This is a genomic window from Phaeovulum molybdatiresistens, assembly GCF_023544865.1.
Taxonomy (GTDB): domain Bacteria; phylum Pseudomonadota; class Alphaproteobacteria; order Rhodobacterales; family Rhodobacteraceae; genus Pontitalea.
In genome coordinates this window covers 134,493-156,022 of record NZ_JAMJFX010000006.1, presented here as the reverse complement: position 1 = coordinate 156,022, position 21,530 = coordinate 134,493, and the positions used below count along the sequence as shown (strand labels likewise).

Annotated in this window: 22 protein-coding genes; 14 read left to right on the top strand and 8 right to left on the bottom strand. The window is 67.5% G+C overall.

The annotated features are described in order from the left end of the window. Positions 1-264: adenosylcobinamide-GDP ribazoletransferase (locus MXB90_RS06700; protein ID WP_250042685.1), on the top strand; the 264-nt coding region annotated here is incomplete at its 5' end. On the opposite strand, the gene MXB90_RS06695 is transcribed toward MXB90_RS06700, so the two are convergent. Continuing rightward, complete coding sequence (locus tag MXB90_RS06695; protein ID WP_284040756.1) at positions 261-2,123, bottom strand: SLC13 family permease; 1,863 nt, start codon at positions 2,121-2,123, stop codon at positions 261-263. The two genes, MXB90_RS06700 and MXB90_RS06695, sit on opposite strands and share 4 nt — an antisense overlap. Positions 2,124-2,178: 55 nt before the next feature. Here MXB90_RS06695 and MXB90_RS06690 point away from each other — a divergent pair, with 55 nt between their 5' ends. Continuing rightward, a complete protein-coding gene (locus MXB90_RS06690; RefSeq protein WP_250042675.1) occupies positions 2,179-3,597 on the top strand; it encodes a dihydrolipoyl dehydrogenase in 1,419 nt (472 codons plus the stop codon). Here the strand turns inward: MXB90_RS06690 and MXB90_RS06685 are convergent, their stop codons facing one another. Further along, positions 3,598-4,848 (bottom strand): urate hydroxylase PuuD, encoded by a 1,251-nt coding sequence (locus MXB90_RS06685; RefSeq protein WP_250042672.1) that lies wholly within the window; start codon positions 4,846-4,848, stop codon positions 3,598-3,600. 89 nt (positions 4,849-4,937) lie between these two features. Here MXB90_RS06685 and MXB90_RS06680 point away from each other — a divergent pair, with 89 nt between their 5' ends. Further along, a complete protein-coding gene (locus MXB90_RS06680) occupies positions 4,938-5,861 on the top strand; it encodes a LysR family transcriptional regulator (protein WP_250042670.1) in 924 nt (307 codons plus the stop codon). On the opposite strand, the gene uraH is transcribed toward MXB90_RS06680, so the two are convergent. After that, positions 5,846-6,199, bottom strand: a complete 354-nt coding sequence (gene uraH, locus MXB90_RS06675; protein WP_250042668.1) for a hydroxyisourate hydrolase — start codon at positions 6,197-6,199, stop codon at positions 5,846-5,848. The two genes, MXB90_RS06680 and uraH, sit on opposite strands and share 16 nt — an antisense overlap. Before the next feature lie 143 nt (positions 6,200-6,342). Here uraH and puuE point away from each other — a divergent pair, with 143 nt between their 5' ends. Both puuE and MXB90_RS06665 read left to right on the top strand, forming a co-directional pair. Beyond that, positions 6,343-7,755 carry an allantoinase PuuE gene (gene puuE, locus MXB90_RS06670; protein ID WP_250042666.1) on the top strand — a complete coding sequence of 471 codons (1,413 nt, stop codon included), beginning with the start codon at positions 6,343-6,345 and terminating at the stop codon, positions 7,753-7,755. Then, positions 7,752-8,231, top strand: coding sequence for an ureidoglycolate lyase (locus MXB90_RS06665; protein ID WP_250042660.1), 480 nt, complete (start codon positions 7,752-7,754; stop codon positions 8,229-8,231). Before puuE ends, MXB90_RS06665 begins: the two co-directional genes overlap by 4 nt. Here the strand turns inward: MXB90_RS06665 and MXB90_RS06660 are convergent. Then, on the bottom strand, positions 8,228-9,070 hold the full coding sequence (locus MXB90_RS06660) for a bifunctional allantoicase/(S)-ureidoglycine aminohydrolase (protein ID WP_250042657.1): 843 nt from the start codon (positions 9,068-9,070) through the stop codon (positions 8,228-8,230). The genes MXB90_RS06665 and MXB90_RS06660 overlap by 4 nt on opposite strands. A 120-nt stretch (positions 9,071-9,190) precedes the next feature. Continuing rightward, positions 9,191-9,862: a hypothetical protein gene (locus MXB90_RS06655; RefSeq protein WP_250042655.1), complete on the bottom strand. Its 672-nt coding sequence runs from the start codon at positions 9,860-9,862 to the stop codon at positions 9,191-9,193. A 466-nt stretch (positions 9,863-10,328) separates the two neighbouring features. Here MXB90_RS06655 and MXB90_RS06650 point away from each other — a divergent pair, with 466 nt between their 5' ends. Together MXB90_RS06650 and MXB90_RS06645 are read left to right on the top strand one after the other, a co-directional pair. Then, complete coding sequence (locus tag MXB90_RS06650) at positions 10,329-11,636, top strand: AAA family ATPase (RefSeq protein ID WP_250042653.1); 1,308 nt, start codon at positions 10,329-10,331, stop codon at positions 11,634-11,636. Beyond that, positions 11,633-12,748 carry a ParB/RepB/Spo0J family partition protein gene (locus MXB90_RS06645; RefSeq protein ID WP_250042651.1) on the top strand — a complete coding sequence of 372 codons (1,116 nt, stop codon included), beginning with the start codon at positions 11,633-11,635 and terminating at the stop codon, positions 12,746-12,748. The genes MXB90_RS06650 and MXB90_RS06645 overlap by 4 nt, the downstream gene beginning before the upstream one ends. A gap of 35 nt (positions 12,749-12,783) precedes the next feature. On the opposite strand, the gene MXB90_RS06640 is transcribed toward MXB90_RS06645, so the two are convergent. Continuing rightward, complete coding sequence (locus MXB90_RS06640; protein WP_250042649.1) at positions 12,784-13,641, bottom strand: tyrosine-type recombinase/integrase; 858 nt, start codon at positions 13,639-13,641, stop codon at positions 12,784-12,786. Positions 13,642-13,767: 126 nt separating this feature from the next. Here MXB90_RS06640 and MXB90_RS06635 point away from each other — a divergent pair, with 126 nt between their 5' ends. The 5 genes from MXB90_RS06635 (at position 13,768) to arsJ (ending at position 18,423) form a co-directional block, all read left to right on the top strand. Beyond that, positions 13,768-14,658: a DUF1403 family protein gene (locus tag MXB90_RS06635; RefSeq protein WP_250042646.1), complete on the top strand. Its 891-nt coding sequence runs from the start codon at positions 13,768-13,770 to the stop codon at positions 14,656-14,658. A 2-nt stretch (positions 14,659-14,660) separates the two neighbouring features. Next, entirely contained in the window at positions 14,661-15,257 is a 597-nt protein-coding gene (scpB, locus tag MXB90_RS06630; protein ID WP_250042644.1) for an SMC-Scp complex subunit ScpB, read from the top strand. Positions 15,258-15,320: 63 nt separating this feature from the next. Next, the gene (locus MXB90_RS06625; RefSeq protein ID WP_250042642.1) at positions 15,321-16,163 is read left to right on the top strand and encodes an arsenate reductase/protein-tyrosine-phosphatase family protein; all 843 of its coding nucleotides are present in this window, start codon (positions 15,321-15,323) and stop codon (positions 16,161-16,163) included. Further along, positions 16,160-17,158 carry an ArsJ-associated glyceraldehyde-3-phosphate dehydrogenase gene (locus MXB90_RS06620; RefSeq protein ID WP_250042640.1) on the top strand — a complete coding sequence of 333 codons (999 nt, stop codon included), beginning with the start codon at positions 16,160-16,162 and terminating at the stop codon, positions 17,156-17,158. Before MXB90_RS06625 ends, MXB90_RS06620 begins: the two co-directional genes overlap by 4 nt. Further along, positions 17,155-18,423 carry an organoarsenical effux MFS transporter ArsJ gene (arsJ, locus tag MXB90_RS06615; RefSeq protein ID WP_250042637.1) on the top strand — a complete coding sequence of 423 codons (1,269 nt, stop codon included), beginning with the start codon at positions 17,155-17,157 and terminating at the stop codon, positions 18,421-18,423. Before MXB90_RS06620 ends, arsJ begins: the two co-directional genes overlap by 4 nt. A 172-nt stretch (positions 18,424-18,595) precedes the next feature. Here arsJ and MXB90_RS06610 read toward each other — a convergent pair whose 3' ends face one another. Both MXB90_RS06610 and MXB90_RS06605 read right to left on the bottom strand, forming a co-directional pair. Then, positions 18,596-18,904: a DUF6522 family protein gene (locus MXB90_RS06610; RefSeq protein WP_250042635.1), complete on the bottom strand. Its 309-nt coding sequence runs from the start codon at positions 18,902-18,904 to the stop codon at positions 18,596-18,598. A 23-nt stretch (positions 18,905-18,927) separates the two neighbouring features. Then, entirely contained in the window at positions 18,928-19,356 is a 429-nt protein-coding gene (locus MXB90_RS06605) for an Rrf2 family transcriptional regulator (RefSeq protein WP_250042634.1), read from the bottom strand. Between the two features lie 234 nt (positions 19,357-19,590). Between MXB90_RS06605 and MXB90_RS06600 the strand changes: the two genes are divergently transcribed. Both MXB90_RS06600 and MXB90_RS06595 read left to right on the top strand, forming a co-directional pair. Further along, on the top strand, positions 19,591-20,283 hold the full coding sequence (locus MXB90_RS06600; protein ID WP_250042632.1) for a 5-formyltetrahydrofolate cyclo-ligase: 693 nt from the start codon (positions 19,591-19,593) through the stop codon (positions 20,281-20,283). Further along, on the top strand, positions 20,280-21,482 hold the full coding sequence (locus MXB90_RS06595) for an NnrS family protein (protein ID WP_250042630.1): 1,203 nt from the start codon (positions 20,280-20,282) through the stop codon (positions 21,480-21,482). The genes MXB90_RS06600 and MXB90_RS06595 overlap by 4 nt, the downstream gene beginning before the upstream one ends. Positions 21,483-21,530 lie beyond the last annotated feature (48 nt).

The window sequence follows — 21,530 nt, the reverse complement described above, 5'->3', positions numbered from 1 at the left end:
GCCCGTGCCGACGGGCTGGGCCATGCCGCGCGCGGCGGCGGCGGCGGTCAGGTTCTGGCCGCGGCCCTGCTGGCGCTGATCGCCCTGCCCGCCCTGCCGCAGGCCGTCTTCGCCCTGCCGGTGATGGCGCTGCTGGCCGCGGGCCTGGCGCGGCTGGCGCTGGCACGCCTTGGCGGGCAGACCGGCGATGTTCTGGGCGCGGCGCAACAGGTCACGGAACTGGGCGGCTGGCTGGTGCTGGCGGCGCTTGTTCCGTCCGCCTAAAGCGGCCAGACGATCAGCAGCAGCGGCAGGCTGACCACCACCACCAACACCTCCAGCACCAGCCCCAGCCGCCAGTAATCGCCAAAGCGAAAGCCCCCCGGCCCCAGGATCAGCGTGTTGTTCTGATGCCCGATCGGCGTCAGAAAGGCGCAGGACGCCCCGATCGCCACCGCCATCAGGAAACTGTCGGCGCTGACGCCAAGCGCCGCGGCAATGCCAAGGGCGATCGGGCTCATGACCGCGGCGGTGGCGGCATTGTTCATCACATCCGACAGGAACATCGTCACCACCAGAACCAGCGCCAACGCCGGCACCGCCTGCCCCTGCGCCACACCCTGCACCAGGCCTTCGGCGATCAGCGCGGCCACGCCTGTCGTCTGCATCGCATCGGCCACCGGGATCAGCGCGGCCAGCAACACCACCACCGGCCAGTCGATCGCGCCATAGACCTCACGCCCGGGCAGCACTTTCAGCGCCACCGCCGCCAGCCCCCCCAGCGCAAAGGCCGGTGCCGCCGGGATCAGCCCAAAGGCCACCGCCGCCACCGCGGCCAGCATCACCAGCGCCGCCCGCACCGCCTTGCCCCGTTCCGGCAGCCGCAATTCCCGCAGCGCCAGCGGCACGCAGCCATGTTCCTCGGCAAAGCCCGCGATCGCCTCTTCCGGGCCCTGCATCAGCAACAGATCCCCCGACCGCAGCCGCAGGCTGCGCAGCCGCCCGCGCGTGCGCTGCCCGTCGCGCGCCACCGCCAGCAGGTTCAGCCCGTGGCGCGTGCGCAACCGCAGATCGCTGGCCGACCGCCCGATCAGAACCGAGGTCGACCGCACCACCAGTTCGCGCAGCGCGATCGGCCCCGCCTCGGCGGCCTGCGGCCCCTCGGCTTCATCGGAACTCGACCCCCGCTCCTCCAGCTCCAGCCCCAGTTCGGCCAGCGCCTTGCCCAGCTTGGCGGCCTCGGCCTCCAGCACCAGAATATCGCCCGCCTTCAACTTGCGCGCGCCATGTGGCGCGGTAATGCGCACCTCATTGCGGATCAGCCCGATCACCTGCGCATCCGCGCCCAGCACATCCTCGACCGCGCGCAGCGTCATGCCGGCGGCGCGGCTGGCCTCGGGCACCCGCGCCTCGGTCATGTAGGCGCCGGTTTCAAAGCCCTCGGTATCGGTCGTCGGACGCACCGGCACCAGCCGCCAGCCCAGCGTGACCACAAACACCAGCCCCGCCAGCGCCACGGCAAGCCCCACCGGGGTGAAATCGAACATCCCGAACGATCCAAGCCCCGCCTCGGCCCGGAACCCCGCCACGATCAGGTTCGGCGGCGTGCCCACCAGCGTGGTCATCCCCCCCAGGATCGTGCCAAAGGCCAGCGGCATCAGCACCTGCCCCGGCGCCAGATCGTGGCTGGCCGCAAAGCGCACCGCCACCGGCATCAGCAGTGCCATCGCACCCACGTTGTTCATGAACCCCGACAGCGCCGCCCCCAGCCCCAGCAGCACCGCAAACCCGATCATTCGCCCGCCCTTTTCGGGCAGCACCGCACGCGCCAAAAGGTCAACCGCCCCGGATGATTGCAGCGCCTGGCTCAGCACCAGAACACCCGCCACCGTGATCACCGCCGGATGGCCAAAGCCTGCAAAAGCCCCCTGCCCCGGCACCAGCCCAAGGATCACACAGGCCAGCAGCGCCCCCAGCGCCACCGCATCATGACGCAGCCGCCCCCAAAGGAACAGCGCCAGCGTCACCCCCAGAACGGTCAGGATCAGGATCTGTTCACGCTGCATCATCGCCCCCGTCGTCTCCCCTTCTTGTCGCGCGATTCCGCCGCCAGCGAAAGACCCCGCCGCCCGCCGCCTCGACAAGCCCGCCCCGATCGGCTCTGATACACAGACCCATCAACGGACCGGAGCACCCGCCATGACCGAACGGGCCGACATCGTCATCATCGGATCGGGCACCGCCGGCCTGACCGCCCTGGCCGAGGTTCAGCGCAAGACCCGCAACGTGCTGCTGATCAACGATGGCCACTGGGGCACCACCTGCGCGGCGGTGGGCTGCATGCCGTCCAAGGCGCTGATCGAGGCCGCGAATGCCTTTCACCGCCGCAACGATTTCGCGGCCTTCGGCATTTCCGGGGCCGGGTCGCTGGCCATCGACATTCCCGCGGTGCTGGCCCGCGTGCGCCGCCTGCGCGACGGCTTTACCGCCGGGCCCGCCGCCACGCCCGACCGGCTGGGCGCCCGCGCGATTTCCGGGCGCGCGCGCCTGCTGGGCCCGAACCGGGTGGCCGTGAACGGGCGTGAAATTTCGGCCCGCGCGATCATCCTGGCGCCCGGCAGCCGGCCCATCCTGCCCGCCCCCTGGCGCGCCTTTGGCGATCGCATCCTGACCACCGACACCCTGTTCGAATGCCAGGATCTGCCCCGCCGCATCGCCGTGGTGGGCATGGGCGCGATCGGGGTAGAAATGGCACAGGCCCTGGCGCGGCTGGGGCCAAGCGTCGCGGGCTTTGACGCCGCCGACACCGTCGCGGGCATTTCCGACCCGGCGGTGCGCGACGCCTTCCTGGCGCTGATCGGGGGGGAATTTCCCGTCCATCTGGGCGCGGGCGCAGAGCTGACCGAAACCGATGACGGCGCGATCCGCGTCACATCGGGCGACACCAGTTTCACCGCCGATGCCGTGCTGGCCGCGATCGGGCGGCGGCCCAATATCGACGATCTGGGCCTGGAAACGCTGGGCCTGCCGCTGGACCGGCGCGGCATGCCGCCCTTTGACCCCAACACCCTGCAGATCGGCGATCTGCCGGTCTATCTGGCGGGCGATGCAAATGGCTATCGCGCGCTGATGCACGAAGCCGCCGACGAAGGCCATATCGCCGGGCGCAATGCGCTGGCCGAAACCCCGCAGGCCCATTGCCGCCGCACGCCCCTGGGCATCGTCTTTGCCAGCCCCCAGGTCGCCCGCGTCGGCCAGGGCTTTGCCGAAATCCCCGAAGACCGCCGCGCCACGGCCGAGGCTGATTTTTCCAAGCAACCCCGCGCCCGCACCGCCGAAACCGCCGCGGGCCTGATGCGCGTCTATGCCGACCGCGACAGCGGCCGCATCCTGGGCGCGGAAATGTGTGTGCCCGCCGCCGAACATCTGACGCATCTGCTGGCGCTGGCGATCGAACGCCAACTGACCGTGGCCGAGATGCTGGCGATGCCCTTCTACCACCCCGTCCTGGAAGAGGGGCTGCGCAGCGCCCTGCGCGATCTTGCCCGCCAGGTGCCGGGCAAGACCGGATCGGATCTGTCGCTCTGCCCCGGCACCGGCCACCCGGCGCTGGAATGATCAGTTCGACGCCACCGCGAACGGCGCGCCCTCCCGCGCCGCGCGATACCAGCGGCGGATCGCGGCGCGCTCCTCGGGTTCCATCCAGCTGACATTGGCGGGCGGCATCGCATCGGTCACGCCCGCCTGCAGATAGATCTCGCGCGCGGCACGCGCGATCTGGGGGCCGGTTTCCAGCAGCACCGCCTTGGGCGCGTGATGGATACCGTCATAGCCCGGTTCGCGCGCATGGCACATGCTGCACCGGCCCAGAACGATGTCCTGCACGGCCTCAAAGCCTTCGGCCTCGGCAAAGACCCGTTGCGCGGGGGTCAGGGCCCGGGCCTCGGCATCCCGATCCAGCATGGGCCCGGCGGACAGCGCCATGATGCCCAGAAACAACGCCGCCGTGGCCACCCAGGTCCACCACGGGCTGCCCGCGCGGGCATGACGCGTGTTGAACCAATGCCGGATCGTCACCCCCATCAGAAACACCAGCGCCGCGATCAGCCAGTTATACTCGCTGGCGAAAGCCAACGGATAATGGTTCGACAGCATCAGGAACACGACCGGCAACGTCAGGTAATTGTTATGGGTCGACCGCAGCTTGGCGATCTTGCCGAATTTCGGATCGGGCGCGCGCCCCGCGATCAGATCTGCCACCACGATCTTCTGGTTCGGGATGATGATCAGGAACACATTGGCCGACATGATCGTGGCCGTGAACGCCCCCAGATGCAGCAGCGCCGCGCGCCCCGTGAACACCTGGTCATAGCCCCAGGCCATCGCCACCAGCGCCACGAACAACAGAACCATCAACACCCCGGGCCGTTCCCCCAAGGGTGACTTGCACAGCGTATCGTAGATGATCCACCCCACCGCCAGCGAGGCCGCCGATATCGCGATCCCCTGCCAGATCGCCAGATCGGCCTTGGCCGCGTCGATCAGGTAAAGCTCGGCCCCCGCCCAATAGACCACCATCAACAGCGCCGCCCCCGACAGCCAGGTGGCATAGCTTTCCCATTTGAACCAGGTCAGATGCGCGGGCATCTGCGCGGGCGCGACCAGATACTTGCGGATGTGATAGAACCCCCCGCCATGCACCTGCCATTCCTCGCCATGCGCGCCGGGCGGCAGATCGGCCGCCTTGCGCAGGCCCAGATCCAGCGCGATGAAATAGAACGACGATCCGATCCAGGCGATCGCCGTGATCACATGCAGCCAGCGCAGCGCAAAGGCCAGCCAGTCCCAGATGATGGCAAGTTCGAACATCGCTTTCCCCCTTTGCGATCAGGCTAGCCAAGAACCATCCCATGCTCTATCCGGAAAATCATCCAAGCTCTTTCAAATGAAAGCTGGAAATGGCCTATCTGGACAATATCCGCACCTTCCTGCGGGTCTATGAACTGGGAAGCATGTCGGCCGCCGCCCGCGATCAGCGGATTTCGGCGGCGGTGGCCTCGGCGCGGATATCGCAGCTGGAAGATCACCTGAACGTGCGCCTGTTTCAGCGCACCACCCGCAAGCTGCACCCGACCGAACAGGGCCTGCTGTTCTATGACGGCGCGCGCAAGATCATCGACGCCATCGAAACCGCCGAGGCCGAGATCACCCATGTCACCCAGGCCCCGCGCGGGTCGCTGCATATCGCCGCGCCGCTCGGTCTGGGCCGGCGGCTGATCGCGCCGCTGGTGCCTGCCTTCCGCGCCGCCTATCCGCAGATCAGTATTCGCCTGCGCCTGTCGGACCGCAAGCTGGACCTTGCCGCCGAGGGGCTGGATGCCGCCTTCTTCCTGGGCCTGCCCGAGGATTCGACGCTTCATATCCGCAAGATCACCGATTGCCCCCGGCTTTTGTGCGCCGCCCCCGCCTATCTGGCCCGGCGCGGCACGCCCGCGACCAGCGCCGATCTGGCCGATCATGATTGCCTGAACCTGCGCTATCCCGGCGCGCCGGAATTCCGCTGGCCGCTGCAAACGCCTGCGGGCCTGCGCCGCATCGCCGTGGCCGGGCCGCTGGAATCCGATGATGGCGATGTGCTGACCGATTGGGCGCTGGCGGGCCAGGGCATCATCCTGAAACCCGCGTTTGCGGTGGCGGCGCATCTGACCGCGGGTCGCCTTGTGCCGATCCTGCCCGCCGAACCGCCCCTGCCCGTCCAGATGGGCGTGCTTTACCCCCACCGCCGCCGGCAAGACCCCAAGGTGCGGCTTTTCATCGACTTTGTCGCAGGCCGGGTCCGCACCGCCGTGGCGGGCGGCGCCCCCGATCAACTACCGCGATAGGTGGAATAGCCATAGGGCGACAGCAGCAGCGGCACATGGTAATGCGCGTGTTCCGCCATGCCGAACCGGATCGGAATCAGGTTCAGGAACCGCGGGCTTTCCCCCGACGCGCCGAAAGCCTCCAGATAGTCACCCGCGTGAAACACCAGCTCATAGCAGCCCGGGGCAAATTCCGGCGCGGGCAGGATCTGTTCATCCGTGCGCCCGTCGGCATTGGTCACCAGGCTGCGCAGATGCAGCCGCGCCTCACCCTCGATCCGATACAGCTCGATCCGCATCCCCGCCGCCGGGCATCCCCGCGCCGTATCCAGAACATGCGTCGTCAGATAGCCCGCCATGTTGCCCCCTGCTGCCTTTGCCCCATAATGGCGCGCGGCGCCGCCGTTGACAGCCCGAAATCGCCGACAGCAGCTTTCGGAAAAATCGGAAAGTCCCCGGCCCCGCCCCGCGCTACAACGACCATACCCTGAAGGAGGCCGCGATGAACCGCTATCCGCGCAACATGCTGGGCCACGGCCCCACCCCGCCCGATCCACGCTGGCCGGGGGGGGCGAAGATCGCGGTGCAATTCGTGTTGAATTACGAAGAGGGCGGCGAAAATTGCATCCTGCACGGCGATGCCGCCTCCGAGGCGTTCCTGTCCGACATCGCCGGCGCCGCCCCCTGGCCCGGCCAGCGGCACTGGAACATGGAATCGATCTATGAATACGGGGCCCGCGCCGGGTTCTGGCGGCTGCACCGGCTGTTCACGGGCGCGGAAATTCCGGTGACGATCTATGGCGTGGCCACCGCGCTGGCGCGCAGCCCCGAACAGGTGGCCGCGATGAAGGCCGCGGGCTGGGAAATCGCCTCGCACGGGCTGAAATGGGTCGAGCACCGCGACATGCCCGAGGATCAGGAACGCGCCGCTATGGATGAGGCGATCCGCCTGCACACCGAGGTCGTGGGCGAACGCCCGCGGGGCTGGTATACCGGGCGCTGTTCGGCCAATACCGTGCGCCTTGTGGCCGAAGAGGGCGGCTTTGCCTATGTCTCGGACACCTACGATGACGACCTGCCCTATTGGCTGGAGATCGGCGATCGCGACCAGCTGATCATCCCCTACACGCTGGAAGCCAATGACATGCGCTTTGCCACCGCGCCGGGCTATGTCACCGGCGATCAGTTCTTTGCCTATCTGAAGGACGCCTTCGACACGCTTTACGCCGAGGGCACGGCGGGCGCGCCCAAGATGCTATCGGTGGGTCTGCATTGCCGGCTGATCGGACGACCGGGCAAGATCGCGGGGCTGAAACGGTTTATCGACTATGCCCGGTCGCATTCCGGCGTCTGGTTTGCCCGCCGCATCGACATTGCCGACCATTGGGCCGCCACCCACCCGCCGCAGCGCCGCGAACGGCCCAGCCAGATGGATCAGGCCCGCTTTGTCGCGCGCTTTGGCGGGGTGTTCGAACATTCCCCCTGGATCGCCGAACGCGCCTGGACGCTGGAACTTGGCCCGGCGCATGACAGCGCGGTGGGCGTGCATAACGCGCTGGCCCGCGCCTTTCGGTCCGCAAGCCATGATGAACGCCTGTCGGTCCTGCGCGCCCATCCCGACCTTGCCGGCAAGCTGGCGCAGGCCCGCCGCCTGACCGCCGAAAGCAGCGCCGAACAGGCGGGCGCGGGGCTAGATGCGCTGACCGATGCCGAACGCGCCACGTTCCAGCGGCTGAATGCCGACTACGTCGCCCGCCACGGCTTTCCCTTCATCATCGCCGTGCGCGATCATGACAAGGCGGGCATCCTGGCCGCCTTTGAACGCCGCATCGCCAACGATTCCGCCACCGAATTTTTTGAGGCCTGCCGCCAGGTCGAGCGCATCGCCCAATTGCGGCTGGGGGACATGCTGTGATCCTGCGCGCTGAAGCCCTGACCGCCGCCGCCTTCGCGCCCTTTGGCGATGTGCTGGAAATTTCGGGCCCGCCCGACCGGCTGATCAATCAGGGTCTGTGCGGGCGCCACCACGACCGCGCGCGGCTGGAATTTCTGGACGGTCGCGCCGGCATCAGCCTGTTTGACGCCGCCCCCCGCGCCCTGCCCTACCGGCTGGAGATGGTTGAACGTCACCCCTTGGGCAGCCAGTGTTTCATCCCCCTGAACGGCGTGCCCTTCCTGGTGACCGTGGCCGAGGATGACGGGGGCCGCCCCGTCAACCTGCGCGCCTTCCTGACCCAGCCGGGGCAATCGGTGAACCTGTTGCGCAATGTCTGGCACGGGGTTCTGGCCCCGATCGGCGCGCGCGGGATCTATGCCGTGGTGGACCGGATCGGCGCGGGCGCAAACCTGGACGAACACGGGTTCGACACACCGATCCTGATCGGGGCTTAAGGCCGCAGCAACCCCGGCCCCGACAGCGGCATGTGCCGGTTCACATCCTTGTACAGCAGATAGCGGAACGGCCCCGGTCCGCCCGCATAACAGGCCTGTGGGCAGAAGGCGCGCAGCCACATGTAATCGCCCGCCTCGACCTCGACCCAGTCCTGGTTCAGCCGATAAACCGCCTTGCCCTGCAGCACATAAAGCCCGTGTTCCATCACATGGGTCTCGGCAAAGGGGATCACCGCGCCGGGCTGAAAGGTGACAATGGTCACATGCATGTCATGGCGCATGTCATCCAGATCGACAAAGCGCGTGGTGGCCCATCTGCCATCTGTCCCCGGCATCGGCGTCGGCGCGATATCGGCTTCGTCGGTGACAAATGCCTCTGGCGCGGGCAACCCCTCAACCCATTGATAGGCCTTGCGGATCCAATGGAACCGCGCCGGATTTTGGGCGCGGTTGCGCACCTGCCAGTCGCACCCCGGCGGCAGATAGGCATAGCCGCCTGCGGCCATGTCATAGGCCTCACCGGCGATGGTCAGCTCAATCGCGCCATCGACCACAAAGATCACCGCCTCGGCGCCGGGGTCGGTCTCGGGGCGGTCACTGCCGCCATTCGGGGCCAGTTCGGCGATGTAATGCGAAAACGTCTCGGCAAAGCCCGAAAGCGGCCGCGCCAGCACCCAGAACCGCGCGCCTTCCCAGAACGGCAGGAACGACGTGACGATATCGCGCATCACCCCGCGCGGGATCACCGCATAGGCGGTGGTGAACACCGCGCGGTCGGACAGAAGCTGCGTCTGCGGCGGATGCCCGCCCGGCGGCACGGAATAGCTGCGGTGCGTCATGGGGGACCCTTTCGCAATGTCTTGCCCGTCATGAAACGCGGCGGCGGGTGCAATTGCCAGCCCGGAAAATCGTGAAGGATCGCCTTGCCAAAGCTGAAGATCCCCCCTGCCCTTCCGCGCTCAGCGGATTTCGACCTTCGCCAGATCCGGCAAGACGCGGCGCGCCGCATCTTCCAGCAGCGCCTGCAGATGCGTGGTGACATAGGCCGCGTGAAAGCCCGAAGGTGCCTTCAGCGCCAGATGGCCGGGCGCAGCCTCTTGCGGGCGCAAGGCCTCAAACCAGGCGCGGTAAAGCGCGGGGTGCTGCGCGGCAAGCCCCGCTGCCACCTGTCCCCAGGCCGTATCGGGCGGTGGCAGGGTCGGCTGCGGGAACGGAATGACCTTGCCATTGGCTTCGGGTTCCGGCGCGGGCTGCATCCGCGCGACCAGATCGGGGCCGACCTTTTCCCAGGCCGGGCGGGTATCTTCCAGGATCCGCGCCATCCCCAGCCCATACAGCGTGACCCGCCCCCGCGCCGCCGCGCGCTTTTCCACCAGCCAGCCGCTGTTGCGCAAGCTGGCCATTTCGCGCTTGACGGTTCGTGTGTCGACCGACCACAGCCGCGCGATTTCGGCCTGGCCTACGGACAGTTCATCGCTTTGCCAGTTGTAGCGCGCCGTGATCAGACAAATCAGCCGCAATGTCTGGCGTTGCGCCGTCTTTCCCTGGGACAGCGCATGCACCCCCAGAATTGTCAGAAGATCGTATTTCTGCACAGCCGCATTGCGGCCGACCGCTTTCCTGCCCAACATCTCACTGCCCTTTGGGGATACCCCCGGATATGGACCTTATGGTCTCTTGTTCGACGGGACCGTGGCATCGAAGCCAACGCAAATCCGATCGATGGGCCTATTAGCGTCCGATGGCACGATTCTGTCAAGCCGGGATTGCGCGCAGCCCTTGCCTGCCCCCGTTCAAATGAAAAAGAAAAAGGTTCATTGGTAATGGGGGACATCTTGTATGACACCCCAATTTCCAGGAATGTCCCCTCAATGAGTGGCAGAGGGTGTCATTCTGTCCCCCCATATTTTGCAAATCCGTGCCAGACGGCGTTGGCGGCGCATCAGGGCCGATTCGAAGGCTTTGGGTGCTAATTCGCTGCAAAGCCGTGGGCGGACAGTTTCTGTGCCAACTATAACTTAGATTTTGCCATATCTGCAAATCCGTCGTATTTACGGAAATCGAAACAATCTACGTCCACAAGAAACGGAAGCGTTCATGTTTACCCATGAGGATCTCGCGCAGCTGCAGGCACAGTCGCTGAAGATGCAAAGCCATATCCGCCGGCAGACCTTCTCGCCCGAGCATGAGAAGTCGTTGCGCCGCTTTTCCAGCTGGGAGGTGTCGGAACTGATCTTCAAGATCAACCAGTCCACCTTCCGCGGGCGCCTTGCGGCGGACCCCGACCTGCCCGGCGGCGAGGTCGAAGAGGATGGCCGCCAGCGGTGGTTCACCCTGGCCGAGATCAATGAACTGCGCCGCAAGATGAAGATTAACCGCGCGACCTTGATGCCGCGCCGGCCCAAGGGCAAGCGGGCGATCCGGGTCGCGATTTCCAACTTCAAGGGCGGCGCGGGCAAATCCACCGTGGCGCTGCACATGGCGCATGCGGCTGCGCTGGATGGCTATCGCGTGCTGCTGGTGGATTTCGACCCCCAGGCGACGCTGACCCATTCGATGGGCCTGCATGACGTGTCCGAGGATCTGACCGTCTGGGGCATCATCGCCCGCGACCTGATCCGGGAAACCGACCGCATGAACGCCGGCCCGCGCGCGGCCGAAAGCGGCACCGCCCTGCCCCAGCGGCGCCTGCCCTCCTCGATCCGCGATTTGGGCCTGGCCGATCTGCGCGTGTCGGATTTCATCAAGCCCACGGCCTGGACGACGATCGACATCGTGCCGTCCTGCGCCAATGCGGCTTTCGTGGAATTTGCCTCGGCGCAGTATCGCCACCTGAATCCCGACTGGTCGTTCTTTGCCGCGGTGTCGCGCTATCTGGATGCGCTGCCCGATGATGCCTATGACCTGATCGTTTTCGATTGCCCGCCCGCCATCGGCTATCAGTCGATGAACGCGGTCTTTGCGGCGGATGTGCTCTATATCCCCTCGGGGCCGGGCTACTGGGAATATGATTCCACCACGTCCTTCATCGGCCAGCTGGCCGAGGCGCTTGGCGATCTGTCTGCCGGGTTTGACGGAACCTTCCCCGCGGGGAAGATGCGGCTGCCCAAGGCCTTCATCGACGTGCGCTTCCTGATGACGCGGTATGAACCGGGCAACGAATTGCACCGCGCGATGTTCGAAGCCTTCCGCAAGGTCTTTGGCGATAGGGTCTGTGATCAGCCGATTGAGATGACCCGCGCGGTGGAACAATCCGGGCGGTTCCTGTCCTCGGTCTATGAAATCGACTATCGCAGCATGACGCGGGAAACCTGGCGCCGGGCGCGGGCCAGCTTTGATCGCGCCTATGATGAATTCAAGGCCTGCTTCCTGGCGGCCTGGGATCAGGTGGAGGATGAGGCATGAGCAAGAAGCGCCTGACGTTCGACATTGACCTTCCCGACGAAGAAACCTTCCCCGCGGGGAAGGTCGCCGAACCCGTGGCTGCGCCCATGCCGGGCGTGTCGCGGCGCGGGCCGATGGCAACCGCCATTGCCGAAAACGCCGAAAGCCTGCGCGACCGCCGCGCGATTGAAGAACAGATCCGCGCCGAAAATGATGCGCTGGCCGCCGAGCATGTGCGGATGAAGCGGCTGGGGCTGATTGTCGATCTGGTGCCGCTGGACAAGGTGGAAACCTGGAAGCTGACGCGCGACCGGGTCAAGGGCGATGATCCCGAGCTGACCGAATTGATCGCGTCGATCCGCGATATCGGCCTGTCCAACCCGATCCGGTTGGAGCTGCGCGAGGATGGCCGGTATGAGCTGATCCAGGGCTATCGCCGCCTGTCGGCCTATCGCGCGCTGCTGGAAGAAACGGGCGATGCCGAAAAATGGGGGATGATCCCGGCGGGCATTCTTCCCCGCGGGGAAGGTATCGAAACGCTGTATCGGCGCATGGTCGATGAAAACCTGGTGCGCAAGGACATTTCTTTTGCAGAAATGGCGGCGCTGGCGCTGAACTATGCGCGCGATCCGTCCACCGCCGAGAATGACCCCGACAAGGCCGTGGCGCAGCTGTTCCAGTCGGCGGGCTATCAGAAGCGCAGCTATATCCGCGGCTTCATCCGGCTGGTCGAACGGCTGGGCGATGATCTGCGCTTCATGCAGCATATTCCGCGCGCGCTGGGGCTGAAGCTGTCGGCGATGCTGGAGGAACGGCCCGAGGTGGCGGTGCAGATCCGCGCCGCGCTGAAGGGCTTTGACAATCGCTCCGTCACCGATGAGCTGGAAATCCTTCGCCGCGCCGCCGGTCTGACCGACGCGCCCGATGACGATGCCGCGCCGCCAAAGGCGCCGGGCGGGGCGCCCCGTGTGGGCCGGGCCAAGACCACGTTTCAGGTCGCGGCACCGCAGGGCACGGCGAAATGCACCGCCGCGAATGGCCGGCTGGAGGTGCGGCTGGATCGCGATTTCTCGGCACTGGACCGGCGCCTGCTGGAAAGCGCGGTGCAGGCGTTGCTGGATCGTCTGGGGTAATCTTCCCCGTGGGGAAGATGTGTTCGGCCCGGGGCTCAGTTGTCGCTGATGCGGGCGGGATGATCGCCACGGGTTGCGCCTGCGCGCAGGGACTGGCCGGAATACGCCCGCACCCGGTCGGCCCTTGGCAGGTCCGGGCGCAGGCCAGCATCCGCCACGGTGCGCTTGACCAGCCGCGCGATGTGCTTGTCGGATAGCCGCCTGCCGGTCGCCCTACGCCCGTCGCGCGATACGGCGACGAACAGCGGGCCGGGGCCGATGCGGCCGTAGTGCATCCATTGGCCCAGGGCATGGACCGGGCAGGTCTGCTCGGTCGGGCTGCGGGGGATCGCGACCTCGCGCCAGCCGGTTCTGTCGCGCAAGGCGATCCGGATGCCGTCGTTCCCGATCTCGACCCAGCCGCGCTGCGCGACGGTGTCGTCCCGGCCAAGGTCAAGGCCCACGATTTCCGACCGGCGCAGGCCGCCCGCAAAGCCGATCAGCAGGATCGCCCGGTCGCGCAGGCCGCGCAGGTCGTGGGGCAGGGTGGCGATCATGGCGTGGATATCCTCGGGCCGGATCGCCTGTTTCCGGGCGGGCGCGCGGCGCTGTTCGCGGCGGAGGTCAGCAAGGCGCGCGGCAATGTCGCGGTGCGCGCGGTCAAGCCGAAGCCCGCGCTTCGCATAGCCCCAGGCCAGGCCCGACAGGCGCCGTTCGATCGAGGTGACTGAAAGGGTGGGGGCCTTGCCCTGCGGGGCCGCCAGGTCAGCGACGTAAAGCGCGATCAACGCGCCCGAGGGCGGCAGCGGATCGGCCCCGCGCATCCGGCACCAGCGGGTGAAATGCGCCCAATCCTGGGCGTAGGCCCGCAATGTGTTGGTCGCGGCGGGGCGTTTGGGGGGCGGATTGTCCATGACGGGCAGCATAGGCATGTTGGGTCGGATAAGGCAAGATTATCGGACATAGCAAAGGTGCCCAGGATGCGGCGGTTTTTGTAGTTTTCGGTGGCCGAAAGCGCCGCGGTGGCGTAGGCTTTGCACATGCCGCGATCCAGGACCAATCCCGTAACGCCCGCCAGGGTCAGCCCGCCGATCCCGGGATGGGTCATCGCGCTTGCGCCGGACGGGGCCGCGGATGCCGCGTTTCGGTCGGGTGCGGTGCTGGCGCATCTGCATCTTGTGGCGACGGGGGCCGACGTGCCGCAGGCGCTGTGGCGTGAGCGGCTGGCGCTGGCCGCGGCCGAGGTTTGCCTCGGCCTTTCCGGGCGGCGCGAAGGGCAGGGTGCGCTACGCGATGCGCTGCATCTGACCCGGCCCGGCGATCATCCGGGGCCGGTGGGGGCGGTGTTTCGGCAATGGTCGCGCGCGGTGGCGCGCCCAATCCTGATCGCGCATCTGAAACAGGTGCTTGACGGGGTGCCCGAGGCGCAGATTGCCCTGTGTCTGGGGGCAGCGGGGGGCAACCCGATTGATCGCGCCGCGGGCGTGATCGAAGCGGTGCTGAGCGATCATCCGCGCGCCGAGACGGCGGCGCTGATCCTTGCCGATGCGGTGCTGGCCAAAGCCATCGGCTGGGATCACATCCTGCCGCTGTTGTCGCTGGGCATGAAGCCGCGCGATCTGCGGCTGCGGGGCGATGATTTGCGTCTGGCGTGCCACCGCGCGGCCGTGGCGGGGGCGCGGCAGGCGGTGCCTTTGGCCGCCGATCTGGCGCGGCGGGCGGCGCGGGTGCGGGCGGTCGTACCGAAGCTGCGGGCAAAGGGGGCGGGGCGGGCGGTCGATCTGTTCCTGTCGCGTGACGCGGTTGCGCCGTCTGCCCTGGGCGCGTTCATGTCTGACCGCGCGGCGCGGCGGCTGTGCGACCGGCTGGTGGCGCTTGGCGTCATCCGGGAACTGACCGGGCGCGACACGTTCCGCCTGTATGGGGTGTGAACATGGCACGTGACAAGCGCCAGACCCCCGAACTGGACCGGGATCTGGTCGATCTGGCGCCGGAATTGCGCTGGCGCGAATGGATGCGGCGGATCGAGGCGGTGCTGTTTGCCACCGCCTCGCCGGTGTCGCGGGACGATCTGGGCCGTGTCGTGGGGCAGGGGGCGTCGATTGATCTGTTGATTGAGGATCTGGCGGTCGATCTGGAGGGCCGCCCCTATGAGGTTGCGCTGGTCGGCGCGGGCTGGATGCTGCGCACCCGGGCCGCCTATGCCCCCGTGATCCGGGCGGCGGCAGATGTGGGCGGGCAGCTGCTGGACCTGAACGAATTCGATCTGGCCGTGCTGGCGGCCATTGCCTATTACCAGCCGATCAGCCGCGACGGGTTGAAGGATGTGTTCGGCAAAGAGATCAGCCGCGACCTGATCGGGCGGTTGGCCGAACGCAACCTGATCGGCACCGGCCCGCGCGAACCCCGGCGTGGCGCGCCCTATACCTTTGTCACTACGGACGCCTTCCTGGCGGCTTTTGGGCTGGAAAGCCTGCGCGATCTGCCGGACCCGGAACAGATGGCCGATGCCGGGCTGACCGCGCGCTGAGCGCCGGGCGCTGTCATGAAAGTTTCATTTGGCGGGGCCAACTGTTTCGTATATTCGTGAAATATGGAAAAAGCGATTCCCGACCGTCTGACCACCCTTGGCCATCCTCAGCGGCTGGCGCTGTTTCGGCTGTTGATGCGGCGCTATCCCGACCAGCTGCCTGCGGGCGAGATTGCCGCGGCGCTGGGGCTGAAGGCCAGCACGCTGTCGGCCTATCTGGCGGCGTTGCAGCAGGCGGGGCTGATCCGCCAGACGCGGGCGGGCACGTCGTTGTTATACACGGTGGATATGGCGGCGGTGCGACAGACGCTGGATTACCTGTGGCTGGAATGTTGCCGGGCGCGCGCCGATCTGTGTGCGACGGCCAGCCCGCCTGATGCAAAGGAGCCCCCGATGGCGGATCGGAAATACAATGTGCTGTTCATCTGCACCGGAAATTCGGCGCGCTCGATCTTTGCGGAATCGCTGTTGCGCAAGATCGCGGGCGATCGGTTCAATGTCTTTTCGGCGGGTACGCGGCCGTCATCGGCGCTGAACCCGTTTGCGTTGAAGGTGCTGGTGGACAAGGGCCATGACATTGCCCCGCTGCGCGCCAAGAACACGGCCGAATTCATCGGCCCCGATGCGCCGGTGTTCGATTTCGTCTTTACCGTGTGCAATCAGGCCGCGAATGAGGAGTGCCCGTCCTGGGATGGCCAGCCGGTCAGCGGCCATTGGGGGATGCCCGATCCGGTGCAGGCGACCGGCACCGATGCGGAAAAAAGCCTGGCCTTCCAGCAGGCCTATGGCGCGCTGAAGCGGCGGATCGAGGCCTTTGCCGCGCTGCCCATTGCAACGCTGGACCGAATTGCCCTGCAATCCGCGGTCGATGAGATCGGCCGCCAGACAACGGAGCCTGCCCCATGACCACCTATGCGTTGAACGGCCTTGGCCGGATCGGAAAACTTGCGCTGAAGCCGCTGCTGGCGCGCGGCGCGCAGATCGCCTGGATCAATGACGGGGTGGGCGATGCGGCGATGCATGCGCATCTGCTGGAATTCGACACGGTGCATGGCCGGTGGGATGCCAGCTTTGGGCATGACGCGGGCGGGGTGATCATCGATGGCCGCAGGCTGCCGTTTGTCGGCACGCGCAACCTGGCCGATCTGCCGCTGGCGGGGGTGGATGTGGTGATCGACTGCACCGGCGCGTTCAAGACGGCGGCGCAGCTGGCGCCCTATTTCGCGGCGGGGGTGAAGAAGGTGGTGGTATCCGCCCCGGTCAAGGATGGGGATACGGCCAATATCGTCTATGGCGTGAACCATGAAACCTTTGACCCCGCGCGCCACCGGATCGTGACGGCGGCCAGCTGCACGACGAATTGCCTGGCGCCGGTGGTCAAGGTGATCCATGAGGCGCTGGGAATTCGCCACGGGTCGATCACGACGATCCATGACGTGACCAATACCCAGACCATCGTGGACCGTGCCGCCAAGGATCTGCGCCGCGCGCGGTCGGCGCTGAATTCGCTGATCCCGACGACGACGGGCAGCGCCACGGCGATCACGCTGATCTATCCGGAACTGAAGGGCCGGCTGAACGGGCATGCGGTGCGGGTGCCGCTGTTGAACGCCTCGCTGACCGATTGCGTCTTTGAGGTCGAGCGCGCGACCACGGTGGAGGAGGTCAACGCCCTGTTCAAGGCGGCAGCCGATGGTCCCTTGCGCGGTATCCTGGGTTATGAGGAACGGCCGCTGGTGTCGGCCGATTACACCAATGACACCCGGTCGGGGATTGTCGATGCGCCGTCCACGATGGTGGTGAACGGGACGCAGGTGAAGGCCTATGTCTGGTATGACAATGAAATGGGCTATGCCCACCGGCTGGTCGATGTGGCGCTGATGGTCGGGGCGGCGCTGTGACGCGCCCGGCCCCCACGGGCCTTGCGGCCTATGGCGCGGTGACGGCGGCCTATTGGGCCTTCATGCTGAGCGATGGCGCGCTGCGGATGCTGGTGCTGTTGCATTTCCACACGCTGGGTTTCAGCCCGGTGCAGCTGGCCTATCTGTTCGTGCTGTATGAGCTGGCGGGCATGGTCACCAACCTGTCGGCGGGCTGGATCGCGGCGCGGTTCGGCCTGGCGGTGACGCTTTATGCGGGGCTGGGGTTGCAGGTGCTAGCGCTGGTCGCGCTGGCGCAGCTGGACCCGGGCTGGGGGATCGGGGCCTCGGTCGCCTATGTGATGGCGGTGCAGGGGGCCAGCGGGGTGGCCAAGGATCTGGCGAAGATGTCGTCGAAATCCGCGGTCAAGCTGTTGGCACCGGCGGGCAATGGCGGGCTGTTCCGCTGGGTCGCGGTGCTGACCGGGTCGAAGAACGCGGTGAAGGGTGTGGGGTTTCTGGTGGGGGCGGCGCTTTTGGCCGGGATCGGGTTCACGGGCGCGGTGCTGGCAATGGCGGGGGTTCTGGCGGTGATCTTGCTGGCGATCATGCTGGCGATGCCGCCGGGTCTGCCCGGCGGGCGCAAGGGCGCGAAGTTTTCCGAGGTGTTTTCGAAATCGGCCAATGTGAACTGGCTGTCGGCGGCGCGGGTGTTTCTGTTCGGCGCGCGCGATGTGTGGTTCGTGGTCGGCATCCCGATCTATTTCTACGCGGTGCTGTCGGATGGCACGGTGGCGGGCAACCGGGCGGCGTTCTTTCTGATCGGCAGTTTCATGGCGGTCTGGATCATCCTGTATGGCGCGGTGCAGGCGGCGGCGCCCGTCATCCTGCGCGCGGCCAGCCGGCCCGAGGGCGCGTTGATCCGGGCGGCGCGGATCTGGGCCGGGGGGCTGGCGCTGGTGCCGGCGGTTCTGGCCGGGGCGGTGATCTGGGCGGGCGGGCCGAGCCCCTGGCTGACCGTGGTTCTGGTCGCGGGCCTATTGGTCTTTGGCGCGCTGTTCGCGGTGAATTCGGCGCTGCATTCCTATCTGATCCTGGCCTTCAGCCGGTCAGAGCGGGTGACGATGGATGTGGGGTTCTACTACATGGCCAATGCCGGCGGGCGGCTGATCGGCACGTTGCTGTCGGGGCTGTGCTATCAGATCGGCGGGCTGGCGCTGGTGCTGGGGGCGGCGGCGGTGATGGTGGGGCTGGCCGCGCTGATCTCGGGGCGGTTGCAGGATGGCGAGGGTGTGGCCCTGGCCTGAGGGGGTGAAAAAATGCGCCGCGGTGGCCAACCGCAGCGCATTCATTCCCGAACCTGGGAGAGGCCCGGACCAGTGCCGACAGCAAGCGCGAAGGGACGTCGCGACAAGGGAGACTTTGCTGCCATGTCCCACCATACCCCGAATCGCGGCGTTTGACTTGATGGAAATCAAGTCATTTGGCGGCGAGTTTTCCAGTGCCGCGATTGGGGGCGGAAAATAGCGCGCGGGTCAGGATGCGGCCCTGGGCATCGATGGTCAGGCGCAGGGCGCGGCCCTGATGGAAGAAGCTGAGCCGGTAGCGCCCGGCATCGGCATCCTGTCCGGTTTCACACCGGCTGGTGATGGCGCCGCTGCGCAACAGGGCGGGCACCTGCGCCGCGGGCAGGCCGAACCCGTCGCCCAGCAGATGGGCGTCGACGGTAAAGCCTGCGCCATCGCGCTGAACGGAAGGGGCGGGGGGCTGTGGCTGGGATCGGGGCATGGGGCTGATGTGTCGGGCTGGGATCAAGGTTGGGGGGCGGCTGTCAGGCCGGGCGCCAGGGCGATATCGGCCAGGGTCGAACGGTCGAGATCGTCCAGAAAGGCGGACTCGGCATGGCGCAGGCGTGCTTTCAGCCGGCAACATCCCGTCAGCGTGCAACCGCCGCCATCGGGGGCGAAACATTCCACCAGCGGCTGACCTTCTTCCAGCAACCGCACCACCGCGCCAAGCCGGATGTCCTGGGCGGGGCGGGCCAGGGTGGCCCCGCCGCCGCCCCCGCGGCGCGTGGTGACGATGCCGCCTTGCGACAGGCGCTGGATGATCTTTGTCAGGTGATGGCGCGAGAGGCCGAATTCGGCCGCCAGTTCCGCGGTGGAAAAGCCGCGCGCGGGATCGCTGGCGATCCGCATCAGGGCGCGCAGGCCGAAATCGGTGAAGGAGGTCAGGCGCATCCGGTCCTCGAATAAGTATTTACAATGCTTATTGCCTGGATTATCGCTGAGGGCAACCCCCGATCGCATCAGGGACGCCATGACCGCCTTGTCCTTTCTTTTGGCCCGACCGGCCCGGACCGCCCGCTGGGCGGGGCACCGGCGCGCGGCGCAAGGGGGGCGGGGCGGGGTTCGGGTTGACCCGCTGGTGGGCACGGTCTGCGCGGCAGGGGTCCGCGATCGGGGGGGCCTATCATGACGCGCGACAGCGATCCGGGGCGACCCGCCTCTTCGCCCTGCATGGCGGCCGAGGTGGCGCCGGATTATTTCGACCCGCTGGGCACCGATCCGCAGCAGGCCCGCGATGTGGCACGTTGGCGCCGGGCCGAGCGGGCGCGGCTGTTGGCGGCGCGATTGCAGCTGTCGGGTGCGATGCGCGCGCGGATTGATGAGGCGATCGCGGCGGCGCTGGCGGCGGAACTGGCCGCGCGTCTGGGCGATCTGCGCGGCCGGGTGGTGGCGGGCTATTGGCCGATCCGGGCCGAGCCGGACCTGCGCCCGATGTTCGCGCGGCTGCGCGCGGCGGGGGCGATCCTGGCGCTGCCGGTGGTGGAAACGCGGGCCGCGCCGTTGGTGTTCCGGGCCTGGGTGCCCGAGGTGGCGCTGGTGCGCGGGCATTGGAACATTCTGGTGCCGCCCCCCACCGCGCGGGTGCTGGTGCCCGTGGTGGTGATCGCGCCGCTGGTCGGCTGGGACGGGGCGGGCTTTCGGCTGGGCTATGGCGGGGGCTATTTCGACCGCACGCTGGCCGCATTGCAGCCCCGGCCGCTGGCCATCGGCGTCGGCTATCAGGGCGCGCGTCTGCCCACGATCTATCCGCAACCCCATGACATCCGCCTTGATGCGATCGTGACCGAGGCGGGCCCACAGATACGGAGCACAGCATGACCACCTCGGCCCAACAGATCCGCGCCTGGCAGGGGCCGGCGATCCTGAGTTATGGCTATCGGCCGTTTTTCCTGCTGGGCGCGGTTTGGGCGGCGCTGGCGATGGTGTTGTGGGTGATGGCGCTGGCGGGGGCGATCGACTGGGCGGGGCCGTTCGATGCGGTGACATGGCATGCCCATGCGATGCTGTTCGGCTATCCGCTGGCGGTGATCGCGGGGTTTTTGATGACGGCGGTGCCGAACTGGACCGGGCGGTTCCCGATCGTGGGCTGGCCGTTGCTATGGCTGGTGGCGCTGTGGCTGGCGGGGCGGGTGGTGACGACGCTGCCGCTGGGCCTGCCGCCGGTGGCGGTGGCGGCGGTTGATCTGGGCTTTGCGGTGGGGCTGGCGCTGGCCATCGGGCGCGAGATCGTGGCGGGGCGGAACTGGCGCAACCTGAAGGTGCTGGGGGTGCTGGCAGTGCAGATCGTCGCGGGCGGGCTGTTCCACTGGGAGGCGGCGCGCGGCGATTACGCGCCCGGCGGCATCGGCGCGCGGCTGGGGCTGGCGGCGGTGGTGGTGCTGATCGCGCTGATCGGGGGGCGCATCGTGCCCAGTTTCACGCGCAACTGGCTGGTCAAGCGGCGCGCCAAGGCCTTGCCCGCGCCGATGGGGCGGCTGGATGACGGGGCGATGGCGGTGACGATCCTTGCCGCGGGCCTGTGGGTGATCTGGCCCGATCAGGCGGTGACGGGGTTGGCCTGCCTGATCGCGGGGGCGGTGAACCTGCTGCGGCTGGCACGCTGGCAGGGGCAACAGACCGGGGCCGAGGCGCTGGTCTGGGTGCTGCATGCGGGGTTTGCCTTTGTGCCGCTGGGGTTTCTGGCGCTGGGGGCCGAGGCGCTGGGGCTGATCGCGATCGGGCCTGCGGCGCGCCATGTCTGGATGGCGGGCGCGGTCGGGGTGATGACGCTGGCGGTCATGAGCCGGGCGAGCCTTGGCCATGCGGGCTTACCGCTGGCGGCGGGGCGCGGGGTGGCGGTGCTGTATCTGGCGGTGATCGGATCGGTTCTGGCGCGGGTGGTGGCGGGGGTTCTGCCGGGGCAGGACTGGTTGTTGCATCTGGCTGGGACGGCTTGGGTCGCGGGCTTTGGCGGGTTTGCGGTGCTGTATTGGCCGATCCTGACCCGGCCGCGCGCCGACCGTCGGCGGCCGAACTGAGCGCGGATTGGATCGGGGGGCGCCATTGCCTGACGCGGCGATCCGGCG

Coding starts and splice junctions, on each gene's coding strand:
- MXB90_RS06645 (WP_250042651.1), top strand. CDS start 11,633: ATGAGCAAGAAGCGCCTGACGTTCGACATTGACCTTCCCGACGAAGAA.
- MXB90_RS06610 (WP_250042635.1), bottom strand. CDS start 18,904: ATGCCCCGATCCCAGCCACAGCCCCCCGCCCCTTCCGTTCAGCGCGAT.
- MXB90_RS06655 (WP_250042655.1), bottom strand. CDS start 9,862: ATGTTGGGCAGGAAAGCGGTCGGCCGCAATGCGGCTGTGCAGAAATAC.
- MXB90_RS06635 (WP_250042646.1), top strand. CDS start 13,768: ATGCCGCGATCCAGGACCAATCCCGTAACGCCCGCCAGGGTCAGCCCG.
- MXB90_RS06625 (WP_250042642.1), top strand. CDS start 15,321: ATGGAAAAAGCGATTCCCGACCGTCTGACCACCCTTGGCCATCCTCAG.
- MXB90_RS06680 (WP_250042670.1), top strand. CDS start 4,938: ATGGCCTATCTGGACAATATCCGCACCTTCCTGCGGGTCTATGAACTG.
- MXB90_RS06640 (WP_250042649.1), bottom strand. CDS start 13,641: ATGGACAATCCGCCCCCCAAACGCCCCGCCGCGACCAACACATTGCGG.
- scpB (WP_250042644.1), top strand. CDS start 14,661: ATGGCACGTGACAAGCGCCAGACCCCCGAACTGGACCGGGATCTGGTC.
- puuE (WP_250042666.1), top strand. CDS start 6,343: ATGAACCGCTATCCGCGCAACATGCTGGGCCACGGCCCCACCCCGCCC.
- uraH (WP_250042668.1), bottom strand. CDS start 6,199: ATGGCGGGCTATCTGACGACGCATGTTCTGGATACGGCGCGGGGATGC.
- MXB90_RS06660 (WP_250042657.1), bottom strand. CDS start 9,070: ATGACGCACCGCAGCTATTCCGTGCCGCCGGGCGGGCATCCGCCGCAG.
- MXB90_RS06650 (WP_250042653.1), top strand. CDS start 10,329: ATGTTTACCCATGAGGATCTCGCGCAGCTGCAGGCACAGTCGCTGAAG.
- MXB90_RS06620 (WP_250042640.1), top strand. CDS start 16,160: ATGACCACCTATGCGTTGAACGGCCTTGGCCGGATCGGAAAACTTGCG.
- MXB90_RS06690 (WP_250042675.1), top strand. CDS start 2,179: ATGACCGAACGGGCCGACATCGTCATCATCGGATCGGGCACCGCCGGC.
- MXB90_RS06605 (WP_250042634.1), bottom strand. CDS start 19,356: ATGCGCCTGACCTCCTTCACCGATTTCGGCCTGCGCGCCCTGATGCGG.
- MXB90_RS06600 (WP_250042632.1), top strand. CDS start 19,591: ATGACGCGCGACAGCGATCCGGGGCGACCCGCCTCTTCGCCCTGCATG.
- MXB90_RS06595 (WP_250042630.1), top strand. CDS start 20,280: ATGACCACCTCGGCCCAACAGATCCGCGCCTGGCAGGGGCCGGCGATC.
- MXB90_RS06685 (WP_250042672.1), bottom strand. CDS start 4,848: ATGTTCGAACTTGCCATCATCTGGGACTGGCTGGCCTTTGCGCTGCGC.